14 protein-coding genes are annotated in these 16,679 nt (G+C 76.6%); 4 read left to right on the top strand and 10 right to left on the bottom strand.

From position 1 onward, the window contains the following. Positions 1-48 precede the first annotated feature (48 nt). Both AFE02nite_RS08355 and AFE02nite_RS08350 read right to left on the bottom strand, forming a co-directional pair. Positions 49-1,578 carry a sulfite oxidase gene (locus AFE02nite_RS08355; protein ID WP_146819426.1) on the bottom strand — a complete coding sequence of 510 codons (1,530 nt, stop codon included), beginning with the start codon at positions 1,576-1,578 and terminating at the stop codon, positions 49-51. After that, on the bottom strand, positions 1,575-2,057 hold the full coding sequence (locus tag AFE02nite_RS08350; RefSeq protein ID WP_052113872.1) for an SRPBCC family protein: 483 nt from the start codon (positions 2,055-2,057) through the stop codon (positions 1,575-1,577). The genes AFE02nite_RS08355 and AFE02nite_RS08350 overlap by 4 nt, the downstream gene beginning before the upstream one ends. Before the next feature lie 125 nt (positions 2,058-2,182). Here AFE02nite_RS08350 and AFE02nite_RS08345 point away from each other — a divergent pair, with 125 nt between their 5' ends. Then, on the top strand, positions 2,183-3,166 hold the full coding sequence (locus AFE02nite_RS08345) for an aldo/keto reductase (RefSeq protein ID WP_034247622.1): 984 nt from the start codon (positions 2,183-2,185) through the stop codon (positions 3,164-3,166). 47 nt (positions 3,167-3,213) lie between these two features. Here AFE02nite_RS08345 and AFE02nite_RS08340 read toward each other — a convergent pair whose 3' ends face one another. Beyond that, on the bottom strand, positions 3,214-4,074 hold the full coding sequence (locus tag AFE02nite_RS08340) for a hypothetical protein (protein ID WP_261765546.1): 861 nt from the start codon (positions 4,072-4,074) through the stop codon (positions 3,214-3,216). Positions 4,075-4,167: 93 nt separating this feature from the next. Here AFE02nite_RS08340 and AFE02nite_RS17365 point away from each other — a divergent pair, with 93 nt between their 5' ends. Together AFE02nite_RS17365 and AFE02nite_RS08335 are read left to right on the top strand one after the other, a co-directional pair. Next, a complete protein-coding gene (locus AFE02nite_RS17365) occupies positions 4,168-4,341 on the top strand; it encodes a hypothetical protein (RefSeq protein WP_186814505.1) in 174 nt (57 codons plus the stop codon). A 106-nt stretch (positions 4,342-4,447) separates the two neighbouring features. Continuing rightward, complete coding sequence (locus AFE02nite_RS08335; RefSeq protein ID WP_146819425.1) at positions 4,448-5,350, top strand: class I SAM-dependent methyltransferase; 903 nt, start codon at positions 4,448-4,450, stop codon at positions 5,348-5,350. On the opposite strand, the gene AFE02nite_RS17720 is transcribed toward AFE02nite_RS08335, so the two are convergent. After that, positions 5,331-6,254: a CPBP family glutamic-type intramembrane protease gene (locus AFE02nite_RS17720; protein ID WP_052113875.1), complete on the bottom strand. Its 924-nt coding sequence runs from the start codon at positions 6,252-6,254 to the stop codon at positions 5,331-5,333. The two genes, AFE02nite_RS08335 and AFE02nite_RS17720, sit on opposite strands and share 20 nt — an antisense overlap. Positions 6,255-6,503: 249 nt before the next feature. Next, on the bottom strand, positions 6,504-7,019 hold the full coding sequence (locus AFE02nite_RS17715; RefSeq protein ID WP_261765544.1) for a hypothetical protein: 516 nt from the start codon (positions 7,017-7,019) through the stop codon (positions 6,504-6,506). Between the two features lie 45 nt (positions 7,020-7,064). Here AFE02nite_RS17715 and AFE02nite_RS08320 point away from each other — a divergent pair, with 45 nt between their 5' ends. Next, positions 7,065-7,850 carry a DeoR/GlpR family DNA-binding transcription regulator gene (locus tag AFE02nite_RS08320; RefSeq protein WP_052113873.1) on the top strand — a complete coding sequence of 262 codons (786 nt, stop codon included), beginning with the start codon at positions 7,065-7,067 and terminating at the stop codon, positions 7,848-7,850. Positions 7,851-7,873: 23 nt separating this feature from the next. Here the strand turns inward: AFE02nite_RS08320 and AFE02nite_RS08315 are convergent, their stop codons facing one another. From AFE02nite_RS08315 to AFE02nite_RS08295, 5 genes are all read right to left on the bottom strand, one after another. Then, positions 7,874-8,554 (bottom strand): ABC transporter ATP-binding protein, encoded by a 681-nt coding sequence (locus AFE02nite_RS08315; RefSeq protein WP_034247614.1) that lies wholly within the window; start codon positions 8,552-8,554, stop codon positions 7,874-7,876. Beyond that, positions 8,551-9,480 (bottom strand): ABC transporter ATP-binding protein, encoded by a 930-nt coding sequence (locus tag AFE02nite_RS08310; protein WP_034247616.1) that lies wholly within the window; start codon positions 9,478-9,480, stop codon positions 8,551-8,553. The genes AFE02nite_RS08315 and AFE02nite_RS08310 overlap by 4 nt, the downstream gene beginning before the upstream one ends. After that, complete coding sequence (locus AFE02nite_RS08305; protein ID WP_146819424.1) at positions 9,477-12,329, bottom strand: FtsX-like permease family protein; 2,853 nt, start codon at positions 12,327-12,329, stop codon at positions 9,477-9,479. The genes AFE02nite_RS08310 and AFE02nite_RS08305 overlap by 4 nt, the downstream gene beginning before the upstream one ends. Next, complete coding sequence (locus tag AFE02nite_RS17360; protein WP_186814504.1) at positions 12,326-15,592, bottom strand: FtsX-like permease family protein; 3,267 nt, start codon at positions 15,590-15,592, stop codon at positions 12,326-12,328. Before AFE02nite_RS17360 ends, AFE02nite_RS08305 begins: the two co-directional genes overlap by 4 nt. Positions 15,593-15,663: 71 nt before the next feature. Next, a complete protein-coding gene (locus AFE02nite_RS08295; RefSeq protein WP_034247582.1) occupies positions 15,664-16,665 on the bottom strand; it encodes a ribonucleotide-diphosphate reductase subunit beta in 1,002 nt (333 codons plus the stop codon). Positions 16,666-16,679 lie beyond the last annotated feature (14 nt).

Below are 16,679 nucleotides of genomic sequence, written 5' to 3'. Positions count from 1 at the left end.
AAAGCGCGACGGATCCTCCGCAGACGCGCCGCCGGGCGTCCGGGGGCGTCAGGACACGACGACCTGGACGGTGTGGTGGCCGCTGGCGCCGTTCGGGGCCGGGGGAGCGACGCGCGGGGTCTGCACCTCGCCCGTGCCGTCCGTGGCCCGCACGGTGAGCGTGTGCGCGCCGGGCGTCGCGTCCCACTCCCAGACCCACTGCCGCCACGCGTCGACGCCGAGGGAGTCCGAGAGCCGCGCCTCCTGCCACGGGCCGTCGTCGACCCGCACCTCCACGCGCTCGATGCCGCGGCTCGGCGCCCAGGCGACGCCGGCGACCGGCTGCCGCCCCGGTGCGACCGTGCCGCGGCGCGGGACGTCGATGCGCGCCTGGGTCTTGACCGGGCCCTCGCGGGACCAGCCGCGCGGGATCCAGTAGCCCCGCTCGTCGAACGTCGTGAGCTCGATGGCGCTGAGCCACTTGGTCGCGGACACGTAGCCGTACAGGCCCGGCACCACGAGCCGCGCCGGGAACCCGTGCCGCTGCGGCAGCGGCTCACCGTTCATCCCGACGGCGACGAGCGCGCCGACGTCGCCCGGCCCGGACCCCTGGCGCAGGCCCAGCTCGACCGGGAAACCCGCGGTGAAGCCGTCGACGGAGCGGCCGATGACCTGCGTCGCCGCCGGCTGCACGCCGGCGCGCTCGAGCAGGTCGCGCAACGGCACGCCCTGCCAGCGCGCGTTGCCGACCAGACCCCCGCCGACCTCGTTGGACACGCACGCGAGCGTGACGTCCGACTCGACCGTGGAGAGCTCGAGGAGCTCGTCGTAGGTGAGCGTGAAGGGCCGGTCCACCAGGCCGCGGACCTCCAGGCTCCAGTCCTGCGGGTCGACCTCCGGGACGAGCAGCGCGGTGTCGATCCGGTAGAACTCGCCGTTCGGCACGCGCAGGGGCGTCAGGCCGTCGACGGCGAGACCCGCCCCCGGCGCGAGGGGGACGGCGGTCGCCGTCGGGCGCGGGAGCGCGATCGTCTCGCGCAGCCGCTCGACGCGCGGGGAGGCCAGCAGGCGCCCGCCCGCGGCGCCCAGCACGCCGACGGCGGCCGACGCGCTCGCCAGGGCGAGGAACCGGCGTCGGGCGAAGAGGGTCGGGTCGGTGTCGACCGAGCGGGCCGGCCCGGCGGGCGCGGCCGCCCGGGTGAGCAGGACGAGCGCGGCGACGCCCGCGACGGCGCCGACGCCGGCCACCGCGACGGCGGCGGCGGGGTCGGTCCGCGCGTCGGTCAGGGCGGCGGCGACCCCGAGCGCACCGAACGCGACCAGGCCGGCGGAGGCGAGGGCCAGGCGGGTCCGGGCGAGGCGGCCCAGCGCCGCGCCGACCAGCGCGGACACCACGAGGATCCCGACGAGGAGCACGGGCTTGTCGGCGGTGCCGAGCGTCGCGACGGCGAACCGCTCCAGCCACCCGGGGGTCCGGTCGATGACCGCGTCGCCGATCGCCACGACGAGCGAGCGCGCGCCCAGGGCGCCGGCGGCGAGCTCGGCGACCCCGAGGGCGACGGCCGTCGCGAGCAGCCCGGCGAGCGAGGCGCGTCTCACCGCCGGTTCCCGACGCCGGCCGCGACCTCGGCGCGGACCTTGCGCAGGGCGCCGCGCACCATGAGCGTGGCCAGCGGCCGCGAGATCCAGGCGACGGCCCAGCGGGGCAGGCCGCGCAGGTGGATGTCCTCGACCCACGTGACGTCGGAGGCGTCGGGGCCCGCGGGCTCGACGAGCACCTCGGCCCCGCCGAGCAGCACCGGGCCGAGCTTGCGGTAGACCGCGCGGCCGGGCGCCGGGGGCGCCGTCGTCGGCGAAGTGGTCGCGGTGACCTCCATGCGGTCCACGAGCGCGAGGCGGTGCAGCGACCCCGCGGGGCCCGTCGCGGCGGAGAACCGGTCGCCGACGCGGAGCGGGTGCGGGGCGTCGATGCGCGTGAACGGGACCCAGCGGGCGTGGTTGCGGACGTCGGTGACGAGGTCCCACGCGCGCTCGGCGGGGATCGGCAGGTGCGTCGTCGCTGACGCGCGGCGGCTCATGTGATCTCAACACCACCGGGCGCCGGGGTATTCGGCCGACCGCTGCCGTCCCCGTCTCCGGCGACGGCCCCGCGTGGGTCGGATCGATTCGAGCTGCGGTTGCCCCGCGGGGTACCGTCATGGTCATGGAGACGCGTGTGCTGGGGCGGACGGGCAAGGACGTGAGCGTGGTCGGGCTGGGCTGCTGGCAGCTCGGCGCCGACTGGGGCGAGGTCGCCGAGGACGACGCGATGGCGATCCTGCGCACCGCGGTCGACGAGGGCGTGACGTTCCTCGACACCGCCGACGTGTACGGCGACGGCCGCAGCGAGCGCCTGGTCGGGCGCCTCCTGCGCGAGCGGCCCGACGCCGGGCTCGTGGTCGCCACGAAGATGGGCCGCCGCATGGCCCAGGAGCCGGGCAACTACGTCATCGACAACTTCCGCGCCTGGAACGACCGGTCGCGCGAGAACCTCGGCGTCGAGACCCTCGACCTGGTGCAGCTGCACTGCCCGCCGTCGTCGGTCATCGAGGCGGACCGCACCTACGACTGGCTGGACGGCATGGTCGCCGAGGGGCGCATGGCCGCCTACGGCGTCTCCGTGGAGACCGTCGACCAGGCGCTCGCCGCCATCGCGCGCCCGAACGTCGCGAGCATCCAGATCATCCTCAACGTCTTCCGCCGCAAGCCGCTCGAGCGCGTGCTGCCCGCGGCCGCGGAGGCGGGCGTCGGGATCATCGCGCGCGTGCCGCTCGCCTCGGGCCTGCTCTCGGGCAAGTACGACGAGCACACGCAGTTCGCCGCCGACGACCACCGCACCTACAACCGCGGCGGCGAGGCGTTCGACGTCGGCGAGACGTTCGCGGGCGTGCCGTTCGAGGTGGGGGTGGCCGCGGCCCGCGAGGTCGCCGGTCTCACGCCGCACGGCGCGACGACGGCGCAGCTCGCCCTGCGCTGGATCATCGACCAGCCGGGCGTGAGCACCGTCATCCCGGGCGCGAGCCGGCCGGAGCAGGCGCGGGCCAACGCGGCCGCCGCCGCGCTCGAGCCGCTCACCGAGGCGCAGCTCGCCGCGCTGGAGGACATCTACGACCGCTCGATCCGCGAGCACGTGCACGACCGGTGGTGACGCACTCCCGACGCGCGGCTGAGGTGGCCTGAGGCGCTACTGAGGCGCTACTGAGGCGCTCGCCGGTGCGGCAGCCGGAAGCGCGTCGGGAGCCGCTCGAGGTCCTTCGCGATGGCGACCACCTCGATCGTCGCCGGGAACGACGGCGGCGGCGGGCCGAACGCCCGCCGCGCCCCCTCGACGACCGTCCTGCCCAGCGAGCGTGCACCCGCGACGCCGATGGCTGCGCCGACGCCGAACGGCACCAGCCGGCCGAAGGCGAGCGCGCCGTGCTTGGCGGCCTGCCGCTTGAGCATCCGCCGTGCCAGCGCGCCGTTGACCTTGCGTACCGTCGACGACGGCATCTTCGTGAGCACCTGCTTGGCCCAGGCGCCCCCCATGCTCGTCAGCCCGGCCTCGGTGCCGACGACGCTCGCACCCTGGTCGCCGAGGACCGTGGCGAGGACGAGCGTGCGGCGTCGGGCGACGTCCTCCACCTGGATGCCGTGCACCTCGGCGACGGCGAGCGCGAACGCCGCGGACGCCCCGAAGAAGGTCGCGACCTCGCTGGCGGTCAGGGTCATGGCCACGCCCGTCCCGACGGCGGGCGCGGCGGCCGCGGCCCCGACGGCGCCGCCCGACGCGCTCACGGCGAGCAGGTACTCGCGCTCGAGCAGCGTGACGATCTGCTGCGGGCTGGCGTGCGGGTTGCGCGCGCGCAGCTTGTCGACGTGGTTGCGGATGCTCGCGGACGGCACCGACACGGCCTTGTCGAGTGCCGCGTCGAGGATCCGGATGCCGGTCACGGACGTCAGGTGCGGCTCCGGCTCCACGGGACGGTCGACGACGCGGGTCACGTCGGGCGCGGCGTCCGGCGTCGGGGTGGCGACCTCGGAACCCGGGCCGGGAGTCTCGGGGGGCAGGGCCATGCCCCGATGGTCGCACGGGCGCCTCGGTGATCGCGCGGCGGTCGTGCAGGATCCGGCCCGCTCGCGACACAGCGAGGTATGGGGATCGAGCGCGTGCCACGGGCAGTGCAGGACGCCTCGCCGGCCTCCCTTTGGGGGCTCGTCGCGGCCGTCGCCCTCGCCATCGCGGCGGCGGGTGTGCTGGGGGCTGTGCTGCCGGCGAGTCCGGCGGGCCCGGAGCCCGGGGTGGAGCTCGGTGTCGTCCAGGTGGCCGACCTGGTCGGCTGAACAGGCGGGCCCCGCCAGAGAATGATGCATTCGGCGGATTGCGAGAAATGCATTTCTGTGGTATGGTGGAATGCATTCCAGGGCGCGAATGTGATAGTTGAATGGAGTGACGACGACCTCCGTTCCCTCGCCCGCCTCTGCTCCCCGTCTCGGCACCACGGCGTATGCCGCGGCGGCCGCCCGCGCTGCCCACCTCGAGGTGGACGAGCCTCCGCACCTGCTCGTCGACGACGTCGCGGCGCGCCTGCTCGGTGACGCCGGCACCGGGTTCCTCGGCTACCAGCGCGCGTACCCGGCCGAGCCCGTGCTGGCCACGGCCCGGCTGTGGGCGGTGGCGCGCTCGCGCGTCGCCGAGGACCTCCTCGCGGCGTCGGCGGCACGCCAGTACGTGGTGCTCGGCGCCGGGCTGGACACGTCCGCGCTCCGCGTGGCCGCGCCGTCGGGCCGGATCGCGTTCGAGGTGGACCTGGCCCCGGCGGGCGCGGGGAAGCGCGCCGCGCTCGCTGATGCCGGCCTCGCGGTCCCGGCTACCGTGCGCTTCGTCGCCGCCGACCTGCGCGACCCCGAGTGGCCGGCGGCGCTGCTCGACGCCGGCCTCGACCCCACCCAGCCGGCCTTCGTCGCCTGCCTCGGCGTCTCGATGTACCTGACCGCCGACGACGTCCGCGGCCTGGCCCTGGGCGTCGCGTCGCTCGCGCCGGGCTCCGAGCTGGTCCTCGACCACGTCCTGCCTGCGGCCCACCGCGACGACGTCGGCGAGGCGTACGCCCAGGGCGTGGCCGCCGTCGCCGCGCAGTCCGGCGAACCGTGGCGGTTCGAGGCCGCGCCCGACGAGATCCGGGCGCTGCTGGAGGCGGTCGGGCTCGCCGTCGAGCGCACGGGAGACCTCGCCGACGCCGTCGGGCACCTGCTCGCGGGGCGTACCGACGCGCTGCGCCCGGTGCGCATCGCGGGGTTCGCGCACGCCCGGGTGCCGGAGCCCGCGGACGTCAGCGGCCGGGCGTGGTGAGGAAGATCGCGAACATGTCGGGGTTGTGGGCGTGCACGATCGCGAGGAACACCACGGCGTCGAACAGCAGGTGCACGATCAGCACGTACGTCAGGGACCCCGTGCGGGCGAAGATCGCGCCCTGGAGCAGCGCGAACGGTGCGGTGAGCAGCGGACCCCACTCGCGGTAGCCGAGTTCCCACAGGAACGACGTGAAGATGACCGCCTGCAGCAGGTTCGCCAGCCACACCGGGAAGTGCCGGCGCAGCAGCGCGAAGCACGTGCAGATGAAGAACAGCTCGTCCCACGTGCCCACCGCGTTGACGCCCACGAAGAACCGCGCGAGCTCGCTGCCGTCGGTGATGTGCGGCCAGTTCTCGTAGGCGCCGGAGGAGATGAAGTACCAGGGCAGGATCAGCCAGCCCAGCAGCGGCACCGCGACGAGGTAGGCGCGCTCCGCCCGGGGCCAGGCGCGCCCGCCCCGCCACGGGAACCGGATGGCCCGACGCCGGAAGACCACGCGGTCGACGACGAACGGGACGGTCACGGCGAGCACCAGCGCCGTGCCGATGGCGACGAAGCGCGGCCACGACACGTCGGCCGCCATCGAGGTGGTGCTGACGATCGAGATGCCGAGGCCGATGAGCAGGAGATCCTTGGCGTGGTCGCCACGGGCGGGGCCGGGCTCGCCGTCGGGGGCGGGTGTGCTGTCGGGCGCGGGTCCCACGTTGGGCGCGGCGTCGCGGGTGGACGGCCGGTCGAGCAGCCAGGCCGCGACCAGGGACGCGGCGAGCACGACCCAGCCGAGCGGGCGCACGTGGGCGCCGAACAGCAGGAACGCCGACAGCGAGACGCCCGCGGCGGGCACGACGGCGCGCCAGGAGGGGCGACGCCCGTCGTGCTGTGGGACCGCATCGCCGGTGATGGGCGTCGAGGACGGCGACGCCGGCGAGGGTGCGGAGGACGGTGAGGTCGCGGCGGCGGGGCGATGGGCGTCGTCGGGCACCGATCAAGGATGCGCGGCCGTGTCGGGTCTCGCGCGCCGGGGCCCATCGCGCACCGATGCCGCTCCCTCCCTCGCGAGGTCGAGCTCTGTGCTCGAGGTCGAAGGTCGTGACGCTCGACCTCGGGCGAAAAGCTCGACCTCGGCGGGCGGCGGCGGGCAGCGCTGATGTCACCGGGGCGCGCGGGCGGGGATCTCCTCCACCGACGTCCAGACCGGGAGGCCGCGCTCGCGGGCGAGGGCGACGTCCTGGTCGGCGCCGCGGGAGTCGCCCGGCAGGCGCAGGACGGCGTCGCAGTGCGCGAGGAGGCGCTCGGCGGTCGGGTACATGACGGCGTCGGCGAGGGGCGCGGTGACGTCGGCCTCGCCACCGGGCCGGACGGCGCCCGCGCCGCGCAGCACCGGCAGGGCGACCCACTCGCCGATCATCGGCACGTGCCCGCGCTCGAAGACGGGCCAGGCGGCGGACTCGAGGCGGGCGAGGTTCGCCGCCATGAGGGCCGGGTCGTCGCCCGTACCCGAGCGGTACGGGCCCGCGATGAGGACGAGGAGCGGGCGGTCGGCGCCGGAGCCCGCCGGCGCGGGGGCGGCCGCGGGGGGAGTGGCAGGGGCGTCGGCGGCTGGAGCGGCCGGAGCGGCGGTGACGGGTGCGGCCGGGACGGTCGGAAGGGTGTCGTGAGTGGTCATGGTGCGGTACCGTACGTGCAGAATCGTGCAAGAACAAGGAGAATCGTGAAACCGTTCGCCTCGAGACCCTCCACGCCGCACGCCGCCCACCGCCGCGAGCTGCTCCTGGAGCGGCTGCGCGCCGACGGGCGCCTCGTCGCCAAGGACCTCGCCGCCGAGCTCGGCGTCTCCGAGGACTCCGTGCGCCGCGACCTGCGCGACCTCGCGGCCGCCGGGCTCGTCCAGCGCGTCTACGGCGGCGCGCTCCCCGCATCGCCGGCCGTCGTCGGCTACGCCGCGCGGCAGGAGGTCTCGGTCGCGGGCAAGGCGCGCGTCGCGAGCGTCGCGGCGGCCCTCGTGCGGCCCGGGATGACCGTCCTGCTCGACGGCGGCACGACGGCGCTCGCCGTCACCCGGGCGCTCCCGGCGGACCTGCGCGCGACGGTCGTCACCCACAGCCCGACGGTCGCCGCGGCCCTCGCGGAGCACCCGACCGTGGACGTGTACGTCATCGGCGGGCGGCTGTTCAAGCACTCGGTGGTCGCCTGCGGCGCGGCGGCCGTGGAGGCCGCGTCGGCCGTGAGCGCCGACCTGTTCCTGCTGGGCGTCACCGGCGTGCACGCGGAGGCCGGCCTGACCACCGGCGACGCCGACGAGGCGGCGATGAAGCGCGCGCTGGCCGCCCGCGCCGCCGAGACGTACGTGCTGGCCAGTGCGGAGAAGGTGGGTGCGGCGTCGTCGTTCGCGGTGCTGGGGCTGGACGCGGTGGCGGGCGTGATCACGGACGCGGACCCGGACGGCGCCCCCTGCCGCGCGCTCGCGGAGGCGGGGGTGCGGCTGCTGCCCGCCTGAGCCGGCCCGGGCGGCGCCCGGGCTCAGCCCTGCAGCCGGCCGGAGTGCAGGTCGAGGACGCGGTCGGCGCGCTCGACCATGAGCGGGTCGTGCGTCGTGACGACCGCCGCCACGCCGCGCGTGTGGACCAGGTCCGCCAGGAGGTCCATGACGACCACCGCGTTGCGGGAGTCGAGCTGGCCGGTCGGCTCGTCGGCGAGCAGCACGGCGGGCTGGGCGACCAGCGCGCGGGCGATGCCGACGCGCTGCTGCTGACCGCCCGACATCTCGCCGGGGCGCTGCTTGGCGTGCCGCGCCAGGCCGACCAGCTCGAGGGCCTCCGCCACCCGCGCGTCGCGCTCGCGGGGGTCCAGCTCGAGCAGCCGCAGGGGCACCTCGACGTTCTCCGCCGCCGAGAGCGACGGCACCAGCCCGAACGACTGGAACACGTACCCCAGGTGCTGGCGGCGCAGCTCGAGCACCTCGTCCTCCGACATCGCGGTGAGCTCGCGCTCGCCCACCCAGACCCGGCCCGACGTCGGCCGCTCGAGCCCGCCGAGGAGGTTGAGCAGGGTCGTCTTCCCCGAGCCGGACCGCCCGCGGATCATCACGAGCTGCCCGGCGCCGACCTCGAGGTCGACGCCGCGGACGGCCTCGACCGCGCCCCGGCCGGACCCGTAGGTCCGCACGAGGGTCTCGCCGCGCAGGGCCGCTGCCGCGCTCATCGCCCCTCCTCCCGGTCCGGCCACACGCTCACGTGGTCCTCCTCGAGCCCGAGCCGGACGCGGTCGCGCAGGTCGAGCGCCTCGACGAAGCCGTGCGGCAGCTGCAGCCGGCCCACCTTGTCCAGCACGGCGAACTCCTCGGCGACGAGGTGCTCGCGCCCGTGCTCGTCGACGGTCGACCGGCGCAGCACCTCCGTGGACGTCCGGCCGTCCCGGATCTGCACCGTGCGGCGCACGTGCTCCGCGACCGCAGGGTCGTGCGTCACGATGAGGGTGGTCACGCCGACCTCGCGGTTGACGTGCCGGATCGCCTCGAAGACCGCGGCCGACGTCTCTTCGTCGAGCTCGCCCGTCGGCTCGTCCGCGAGGAGCACGCGCGGGGAGTTCGCGACGGCCGCGGCGATCGCGACGCGCTGCTGCTGCCCGCCGGACATCTCGCGCGGCAGGCGGTCGTGCACCTCCGCGACGCCCATGAGCTCGAGCAGCTCGGCGACCCGCGCCGCACGGGCCCGGGTGCCACGCGTGCGCCGGGCGACGACGAGCGGCAGCGCGACGTTCTCGGCGGCGGTCAGGTAGGGGAGCAGGTTGCGTCCGGTCTGCTGCCAGACGAAGCCGACGACGTCGCGCTGGTAGGCGGTGCGCTGGGCGTTCGTCATGGTGAGCAGGTCGACGCCGGCGACGACGGCGGACCCGGCGGTCGGGCGGTCGAGCCCGGACAGGATCGTCAGCAGCGTCGACTTGCCCGACCCGGACGCCCCGACGACGGCGACGAGGTCGCCGGCCGCCACGTGCAGGTTGAGCCCCTGGAGCGCCTGGACCTCCACGCCCTCGGTGGAGAACACGCGCACGAGGTCCTCGCACACGATGTCCGGCCGCTCGGGCGGCGCCGCGCCCCCGGCCGTGGCCACGTCGACCTCAGCGCTCATGGTCGTTCCCCTTCTCGCAGCACGACGACGGTGCGCGTGCGCCGGGCGCGGGCCGCGGCGAGCGCGACGGCCAGCACGGTGATGACGACGGCGAGCCCGACCCCCGCGAGGGGGACACCCGCGTCGACGGTGATCGGCGGGTGGGCGATCCCGCCGGTGAACGGCCGCAGGTCGGCGACGTCGAGGACCACCCACGGCAGGAGGGCTCCGACGCCGGTGCCCGTCGCCAGCGCGACCGCGACGAGCGGCACCACCTCCCAGGCCACCAGGCGCCACGTCGTCCCGCGGGGTGCGCCGACGGTGGCCAGGAGCGCCACCAGCCGCCCGCGCTCGGGTGCGCGGATGGTCAGGGCCAGGCCGAGCACGACGACGGCGAGGAGCGCGACGAGCCCGGACGCGGCGAGCAGGCCGACGGTCAGGCCACGGACGAGGGCGCGGTCGCCGACGGAGGCACGGACGGCGTCGGTGCTGGTCGTGGCGATCCGCGGGCCGGCGTCGAGGCCGGGCCGGTCGGCGGCGTCGTCGGGCGCACCCAGGGCGGACCGGGCCGCGGTGGCGACGTCGTCGGTGTCCGCACCGGGGGCGAGGTCGACGAGCACCCGGGCGACCGGCGCCGCCGCGCCCGTCCGGGCGGCCCAGGCGTCGGCGTCCACGACCACCCACGCCGAGCCGGCGGAGACGCCGGGGAGGGACCGGGCCGCCGCGACGGGCTCGAACGCGAGCTGGGCCAGGTCGGAGCCCCAGCGCACGAACGACTCCCCGCCGTCGCCGACGTCCTCGGGGTCGCGTCCGCCGATGATCGCCGGGAGAGCGCCGTCGTCGGCCGCGAGGGCGGGCAGCGCGCCGACGCCGGGCAGGCCGGCCTGCACGGCCGCGACCTCGGCGACCTCGACGGTGAGCACGTCCACGCGCCCGTCGCTGCCGAGCAGCCGTCCCGGCGCCCGGCCCGCGTTGCCGACGGTGGCGACGTGCGCGACCCCGTCGAGCGCAGCGACGCGCGCCGCGGCGTCCGCGGGCAGGCCCTCGCCCTCGAGCACGAGGTCCGCGCCGACGGCGGCGGCCGCCGTCCGCTCGACGCCGGAGCCCACGGTCGACAGCGTCACGCCGGAGAACGTGCCCACCCCGACGGCCAGGACGAGCGCGACGACCGCGGCGAGGCCCGCGCGCGCCGACCGCGTCGTCTCGGCGGCGCCGAGGAAGTGCGGCAGGCGACGTCGGGAGTGCAGCCAGCGGGTCAGGGCGCGCAGGGGGAGCGGGTACAGGCGCAGCGCGACCAGGCCGCCCGCCAGGGCGAGCAGCACCGGCCCGACGACGAGCAGCGGGTCCGTCCCGCCGTCCGCGTCCCCGCCGAGCCCGCGCCCGCGGGCCGACCAGACGGCGAAGGCCGCGAGGCCCACGACGGCGAGCTCCAGGCCGAGCCGGGCGCGGCGCCGGAGTGCGCCGGACACCGACGGGCCGGCGGTGCTGTGCGCGCCGTCCGCGCGTCGGGCGTCGGGGCGGGCGGGGCGGGCCGCCCGCATGGCGGGCCCGGCGGCGACGGCCATGCAGGCCGCCGGGGCGAGCCCGACGGCCGCCGCGAGCACCCACACGGCGACCGGTGCCGAGGGCCGGGGCACGAGCAGCGCGGCCAGCCAGGCGCCCAGCGCGGCCGGTGGCACCCCGACCACCAGGCCCTGGGCGGCCAAGGCCGCGCGCACGCCGGTCCGCGACGCGCCGCGGACCCCTGCCAGGGCGAGCGCGCCGCGGCGGCGCTCCGTCGCGAGCACGGCGGCCAGCCAGAGCACCGCGAGCGCGACGCCGATCGGCCCGACCGCGAGCACCTGCAGCAGGCCGGTGAACGTGGCGTGGCGCGCGGTCACGTCCTCGAGCCGGGCGGTGAGCTCGCTCGTCATCCCGGCCTCGGCCAGGAAGGCGCGCAGCTCGCGCAGCAGGTCGGCGTGGTCGGCCGTCGCGGTCTGCGCGGTCAGCGTCGGGTACCAGAAGTCGACCGCGACGCCGTCGGCGAGCACCAGCGCAGGCAGCGCGCTCGGGTCCGCGTACGCGGTGCCGTTGACCGTGGTGCCGACGTTGCCGTCCTCGTCGATGAACGGGAAGAGCGTGGACTCCAGGTGCGACCAGTACCCGGCGTCCGGGTCGACCGCCTCGAACGTCCCGACGAGCGTCACGCGGAACGGCACGACGCCGGTCATCAGGCGGGTCTCGCCGACCGCCCAGCGCATCCGGTCCGCGGTGTCGACGCTGGCCATGAGCTCGAGCGGCCGGTCGCGGACGACGTCGAGCGGCGAGCCGGCGTCGTACAGGCCGCCGGTGTCGTAGGCGGCCGGGGCGCGCCCCTCGACGACGCGGACGCGGTCGCCGATGCGCAGGTCGGTCCGGATGGCGAGGGTCTCCGCGACGACGCCGGCCGCGCGCGGGCCCTTGTCGATCGGGTCGGACGGGCGGGTTGCCACCGCCTCAGGCGGGCCGAGCACGTGCCAGAGCTGGTCGCCGGCCGCCGCCCGGTTGCCCTCGAGCTGCTCCAGCCAGCCGGCCAGGTGCGCGCTCCCGTCGAGCTCGTCGCCCTCGAGGCTGGGGTCGGCGTCGCCGGGCGCGCCCGGCCCGGGCTCGTACGTGAACCACGCGGCGATCCGGCCGGTCACGTCCCGCTGAGCCGGAGTCAGGGAGGTGACCTGCTCGTGGAGGTCGTCGCCCAGCAGCGCGTCGACGGCGCGCGGCCACAGCGAGAGGACGAGCGACACGACGAGGACCGTCGCCGCCACCAGGGCGCCCGTCGCGGGCTCGGCGGCCAGCTGGCGGCGGACCAGGCGCGCGGCCGTGAAGCGGGGAGCCGTGAACCGGGGGGCGCTCATCGTTCGTCCTCCACGCGCGTCGCGGACCGCACCTGCCGGGCGACGGCGGCCCCGAACCCGGTGACGACCAGGGCGAGCAGCACGACGGCGGCGGCGAGCGCCCCGGCGGTGCCCAGCACGTGCGGGGCCAGCGCCGTCGGCAGGTCCGCCGGCCCGGGCGCGGTGGCGCGGACCAGGTGCCCCGCGGTCAGCCACGCGACGGCGAGGCCGCCGACGACGCCCGTCACCACGGCCCCCGCGCAGACGAGCGCGAGCTCGGCGCGCCGCGCGCGGGCCTGCTGGCCCGGCCCGATGCCGAGGGCCCGCAGCACCGCCGCCTCCCGGCGCCGGGCCAGGGCGAGCGCGAGGGCGGTCGACGCGACGCCGGGCACCATGACGACGAGCGCGCACGCGGCCGCCAGCCACGACGCGACGACCGCCGGTGAGGAGAGCCGATCGGGGGTCGGCGTCGCCGTCGTGACCGCCGTGAGCGGGTGGAGGGCCTCGTCGGTGCCCTGCGTCACGACCGCGTCCGCGATCTGCTGGGAGACCAGGCCGGGGTCGGCGGCCACGTCCACCCAGACGGCGTCGGGCGCGGGGACATCCGCGCGGGTGACCAGCAGGAGCCGGTTGACCGCGGCGAGGTCCGCGAGCGCGGCGAGCGCGCCGGGGGCCGCCGCGTCGCCCGCCTCGGTGTCCCCCTCCTGCCCGGTTGCGCCGGCGATCGTGCGGGCGCGCGCCGCGGACGACCCCGGGACGACGGCCGTCTCTCCCACGACCGTGACCTGCGTGTCCTGACCGGCCACGCGCATCGTGGTCCCCTCGCCGACGGCGACGTCGTAGCCCGCGCGCCAGCCGGCGGTGACGACGACCGGCAGCGGCGCGGCCGCGCTCGCGGCGACCGGCGCCGGCAGCAGGCGCACGGGCGTGCGGACGGCGGGCGTGGCGACGTCGCGGCCGAGCGTCACGGAGGCGCCGGCGGTCTCGTGCGTCACGCCCTCGGCCCCCGTGAACGTGCTCGCGGACCAGCGCGGGGCGGCCGCGAGCAGGTCGGTGCCGCCGACGTCGAGCCCGGCCAGGCCCAGCGTGACGGGGTGCTCGGCGGGCGGCCGCCAGGCGTCCAGGGCGGCCGGGTCGGTCTGCTCGCTCAGCCAGGCCTCGGCCGCGAGCGTCTCGGGCGTGGGGGGCATCGCGTCGTAGGTGAGGTCCACCGCCGCGAGCGTCCAGGCCCCGGCCGGGACGTGGGCGGTCCAGGTGGTGGCGCCGTCGTGGCCGTCGCCGGGAGAGCCGTCGGGGACACCGTCGAGCGCGACGAGCTCGCCGCCGTCGTCGGCGAGCCAGACCCGCGCCGTGAGCGCGGGGTTCTCGGGCAGCCCGGCGTCGAGCGTCGCGGTCAGGCGGAGCGTGCCGCCGGCCTCGGGCAACGCCGGACCGGCCTCGCCCTGGCCGGCCAGCGCGTCGGTGAACCGGCCCAGGCCCGCGCCCAGCGGCAGCCCGCGCCCGACGGCGACGAGGTCACCGGCCGCCCCTCCGGCGCGCACGCTCAGCAGGCGCACGGGCGCCGCGGCCTCGGCCACCGGGTCGCGCAGGGCGGCGGTCGCGAGGGGCAGGGCCCCGGTCGGCGCGGTGGCGACCTCCATGGCGATGTCGGCGCCGGTGGCCGCGCGCGCGACGTCGGCGCGCCACGCGTCGAGCGTGCCCGCGTAGGCCCCGACGAACGTCGCGGCGCCGGCCGCGAGCACGACGAGCACCACGGTGACGGCGTGCACGGGCGTGTGGCGCGCGAGCTCGCGCAGCGTGAGGACCGGCATGAGGTCGCGACGGCGCTGCGCCGCGCCCGCGCCGGCGACGGTCGCCGGGACCAGGAGCGCCGTCGCGCCGAGGGCGACCGTGAGCAGCCCGAGCGCGACGGCCGCGGCCGCGAGCGGGTCCACCTGGACGAGGCCCGAGGTGTCGGTGAAGACGGGGGAGCCGTACCTGTCGAGCTGCCACCAGGCGAGCCCGGCCCCGGCGAGCGCCGCGACGACCGCGCCGGCCCGCACCGCGCGCCGCCCGCGCCCGGCCGCGTCGGTCCGGCCCCGTCGCACGACGCCGATCGCGTGGCTCGCCGCGCGCTGGGCCAGCACGCCGGCCGCCAGGACCGCGGCGACGACGCCGGTCAGGACGACGCCCAGGACCGGCGGCGCGGCGTCCTGGGTCGTGGTGAGCACGGCCCACGCGCCGGCCGCGCCCAGCCCCGACCCGGCCAGCGCGACGACGACGGCCTCGGCGAGCGACGCCGTCGTGAGCTGGCGCACGGTGGTCCCGCGCGAGCGCAGGAGGACGGTCTCGGGGAGCCGGACGTCGGCGAGCAGGCGGGCCATCTGCGCCAGCGCGATGAGGCCGGTCAGGACGACGAGCATGACGGCGGCGGTCGTCACCCCGCGGATGCCACCGAGACGGCCCTCGGCCGTGCTGAGCAGGCTCGCGAGCCCGCCGGAGACCGACATCCCGCGGACGGCGACGGCGTCGTCGTCGCGCAGCGCTCCGGTCGCGGCGTCGAGCGCCTGGCGGAGCCGGCCGACGTCGTCCGGGGCCAGGGCCGCGACGTCCGGGACGAGGGTCCAGCGTGCGTACCGCGTGCCCGGCAGGTCGGCGAGCCGCGCGGGGGTCACGACGAACGGGCCGGCGGTCGCGCCGTCGTCGTCCGCGCCCTCGGCGGCGAGCGGGTCGCCCGCCCAGCGGGGCGCGAGCGGGTCGGCCGGGTGCCAGGTGCCGGTGACCGTGAGGGTCGCCGTGGCGTCGCCGTCGCCGGCCACGGTGACGACGTCACCCGGGGCGATCCCGAGGAGTGTGGCGGCGGCGACCTGGACGGCGGTCTCGTCGGGTCCGGTGGGCCAGGTGCCCTCGTCGAGGACGGCGGCCTCCGCGAGGGTGGGGTCGGCCCACAGCACGGCGTCGGCCCCGAGCGGCTCGCCGTCCGCGGTGCTGCCGAGGGTCGCGGGCAGCGCGGCGGTGGCGGTCCAGGCCGTGGCCGTGACGGGCAGGGCGCCGAGGTGCTCGTCGAGGACGGCCGCGGCCGCCTGCGCCTGCGCGGCCGCGTCGTCGGACAGGCCGGTCTGCACCCGGAGCGCTGCGTCGGGGGAACCGGTCAGCGTGTCGCCGAGGCCCGCGCGGACCGCGAGCGAGACGTAGCCGGTCGCGCCCGCGACGGCGGCGGTCGTCAGGGCCACCTGGGCGAGCACGAGCAGCAGCAGCCCCGCGTGGGCCCGCGCCCGCCTGCGCAGGAGGCGGGCGACGTTCATGGTGCTCCTCGGCGGGGGATCGGACGCATCTTGCCACGCCGGGCCCCCTCAGGGGCCCGGCGCGCGGCTCGTCAGCGTCCCGTCGCCTGGGCGTTGACCTCGTAGGAGGTGTTGGTCGCCTCGAAGAAGTTCACGAGCTGGAGGGTGTCGTTCGCGGTCGCCATCCACTTCGCGGGGTTGGAGACGCCGAACTCGGGCTCGAAGCCGAGCTCCTCCAGCCGACGGTCCGTGAGGTACTTGACGTACTGGTTCACGTAGTCGGCGTTCAGGCCGAGGATGCCGCGCGGGAACATGTCCCGGTTGTAGGCCTCCTCCATCTCGACGGCCTGGAGGATCATCGCCCGCACCTCGTCGGCGAACTCGGCGGTCTGCAGGTCCTCGTTCTCGGCGAGCACGGTGAGGATGAGGTTGATGCCGAACTGCAGGTGCAGCGACTCGTCGCGGATGATCCAGTCCATCAGTGAGCCGAAGTTGCGCAGCAGGTTCCGCTGCCGGAACGACAGGGCGACCATGAAGCCCGAGTAGAACCAGATCCCCTCGAGCACGATGTTGTACGCGATGAGGTTGCGGACGAAGTCCTTCTTGCCCTCGGTGGTCGTGATGTCGAGCGTCTCGGACGTCATCCGCTGGATGAAGCGGGTCTCGAACGCCTCCTTCGCGGCCATCGACGGCACGGTGACGTGGTTGGAGTAGGCGGCCTCGCGGTCGATGGGGAACGTCTCGAGGATGTACTCGAAGGCCATCGTGTGGTTGGCCTCCTCCCACATCTGCTTGGCGAGGTACAGGTGCCCCTCGGGCGCGTTGATGTAGGGGTAGACGCCGAACGCGAGTGCCTTGTTCACGAGCAGCTCGTTCGGGTTGAAGTACGAGACGAGGTGCACGAGCGCATGCTTCTCGTCGTCGGTCATCCGGGCGAAGTCGGCGAGGTCCTCGCCGAGCTGGATCTCGTTCGGGAACCAGGTGTTCGCGACGGCCTGGTTGTACAGGTCCATCGCCCAGGGGTAGGTGACGGGCTTGAGCAGGAGGCCGTCGGAGATGCCGGCGCCGAGGATGCCGGTGCGCGTGCTGGTCATGGGTGTGCTCCTTG

The sequence above is a fragment of the Actinotalea fermentans genome (genome assembly GCF_007991475.1).
GTDB classification, from domain to species: domain Bacteria; phylum Actinomycetota; class Actinomycetes; order Actinomycetales; family Cellulomonadaceae; genus Actinotalea; species Actinotalea fermentans.
Note: the sequence above shows the minus strand (reverse complement) of the source record. Positions and strands in the feature narration are given on the sequence as shown.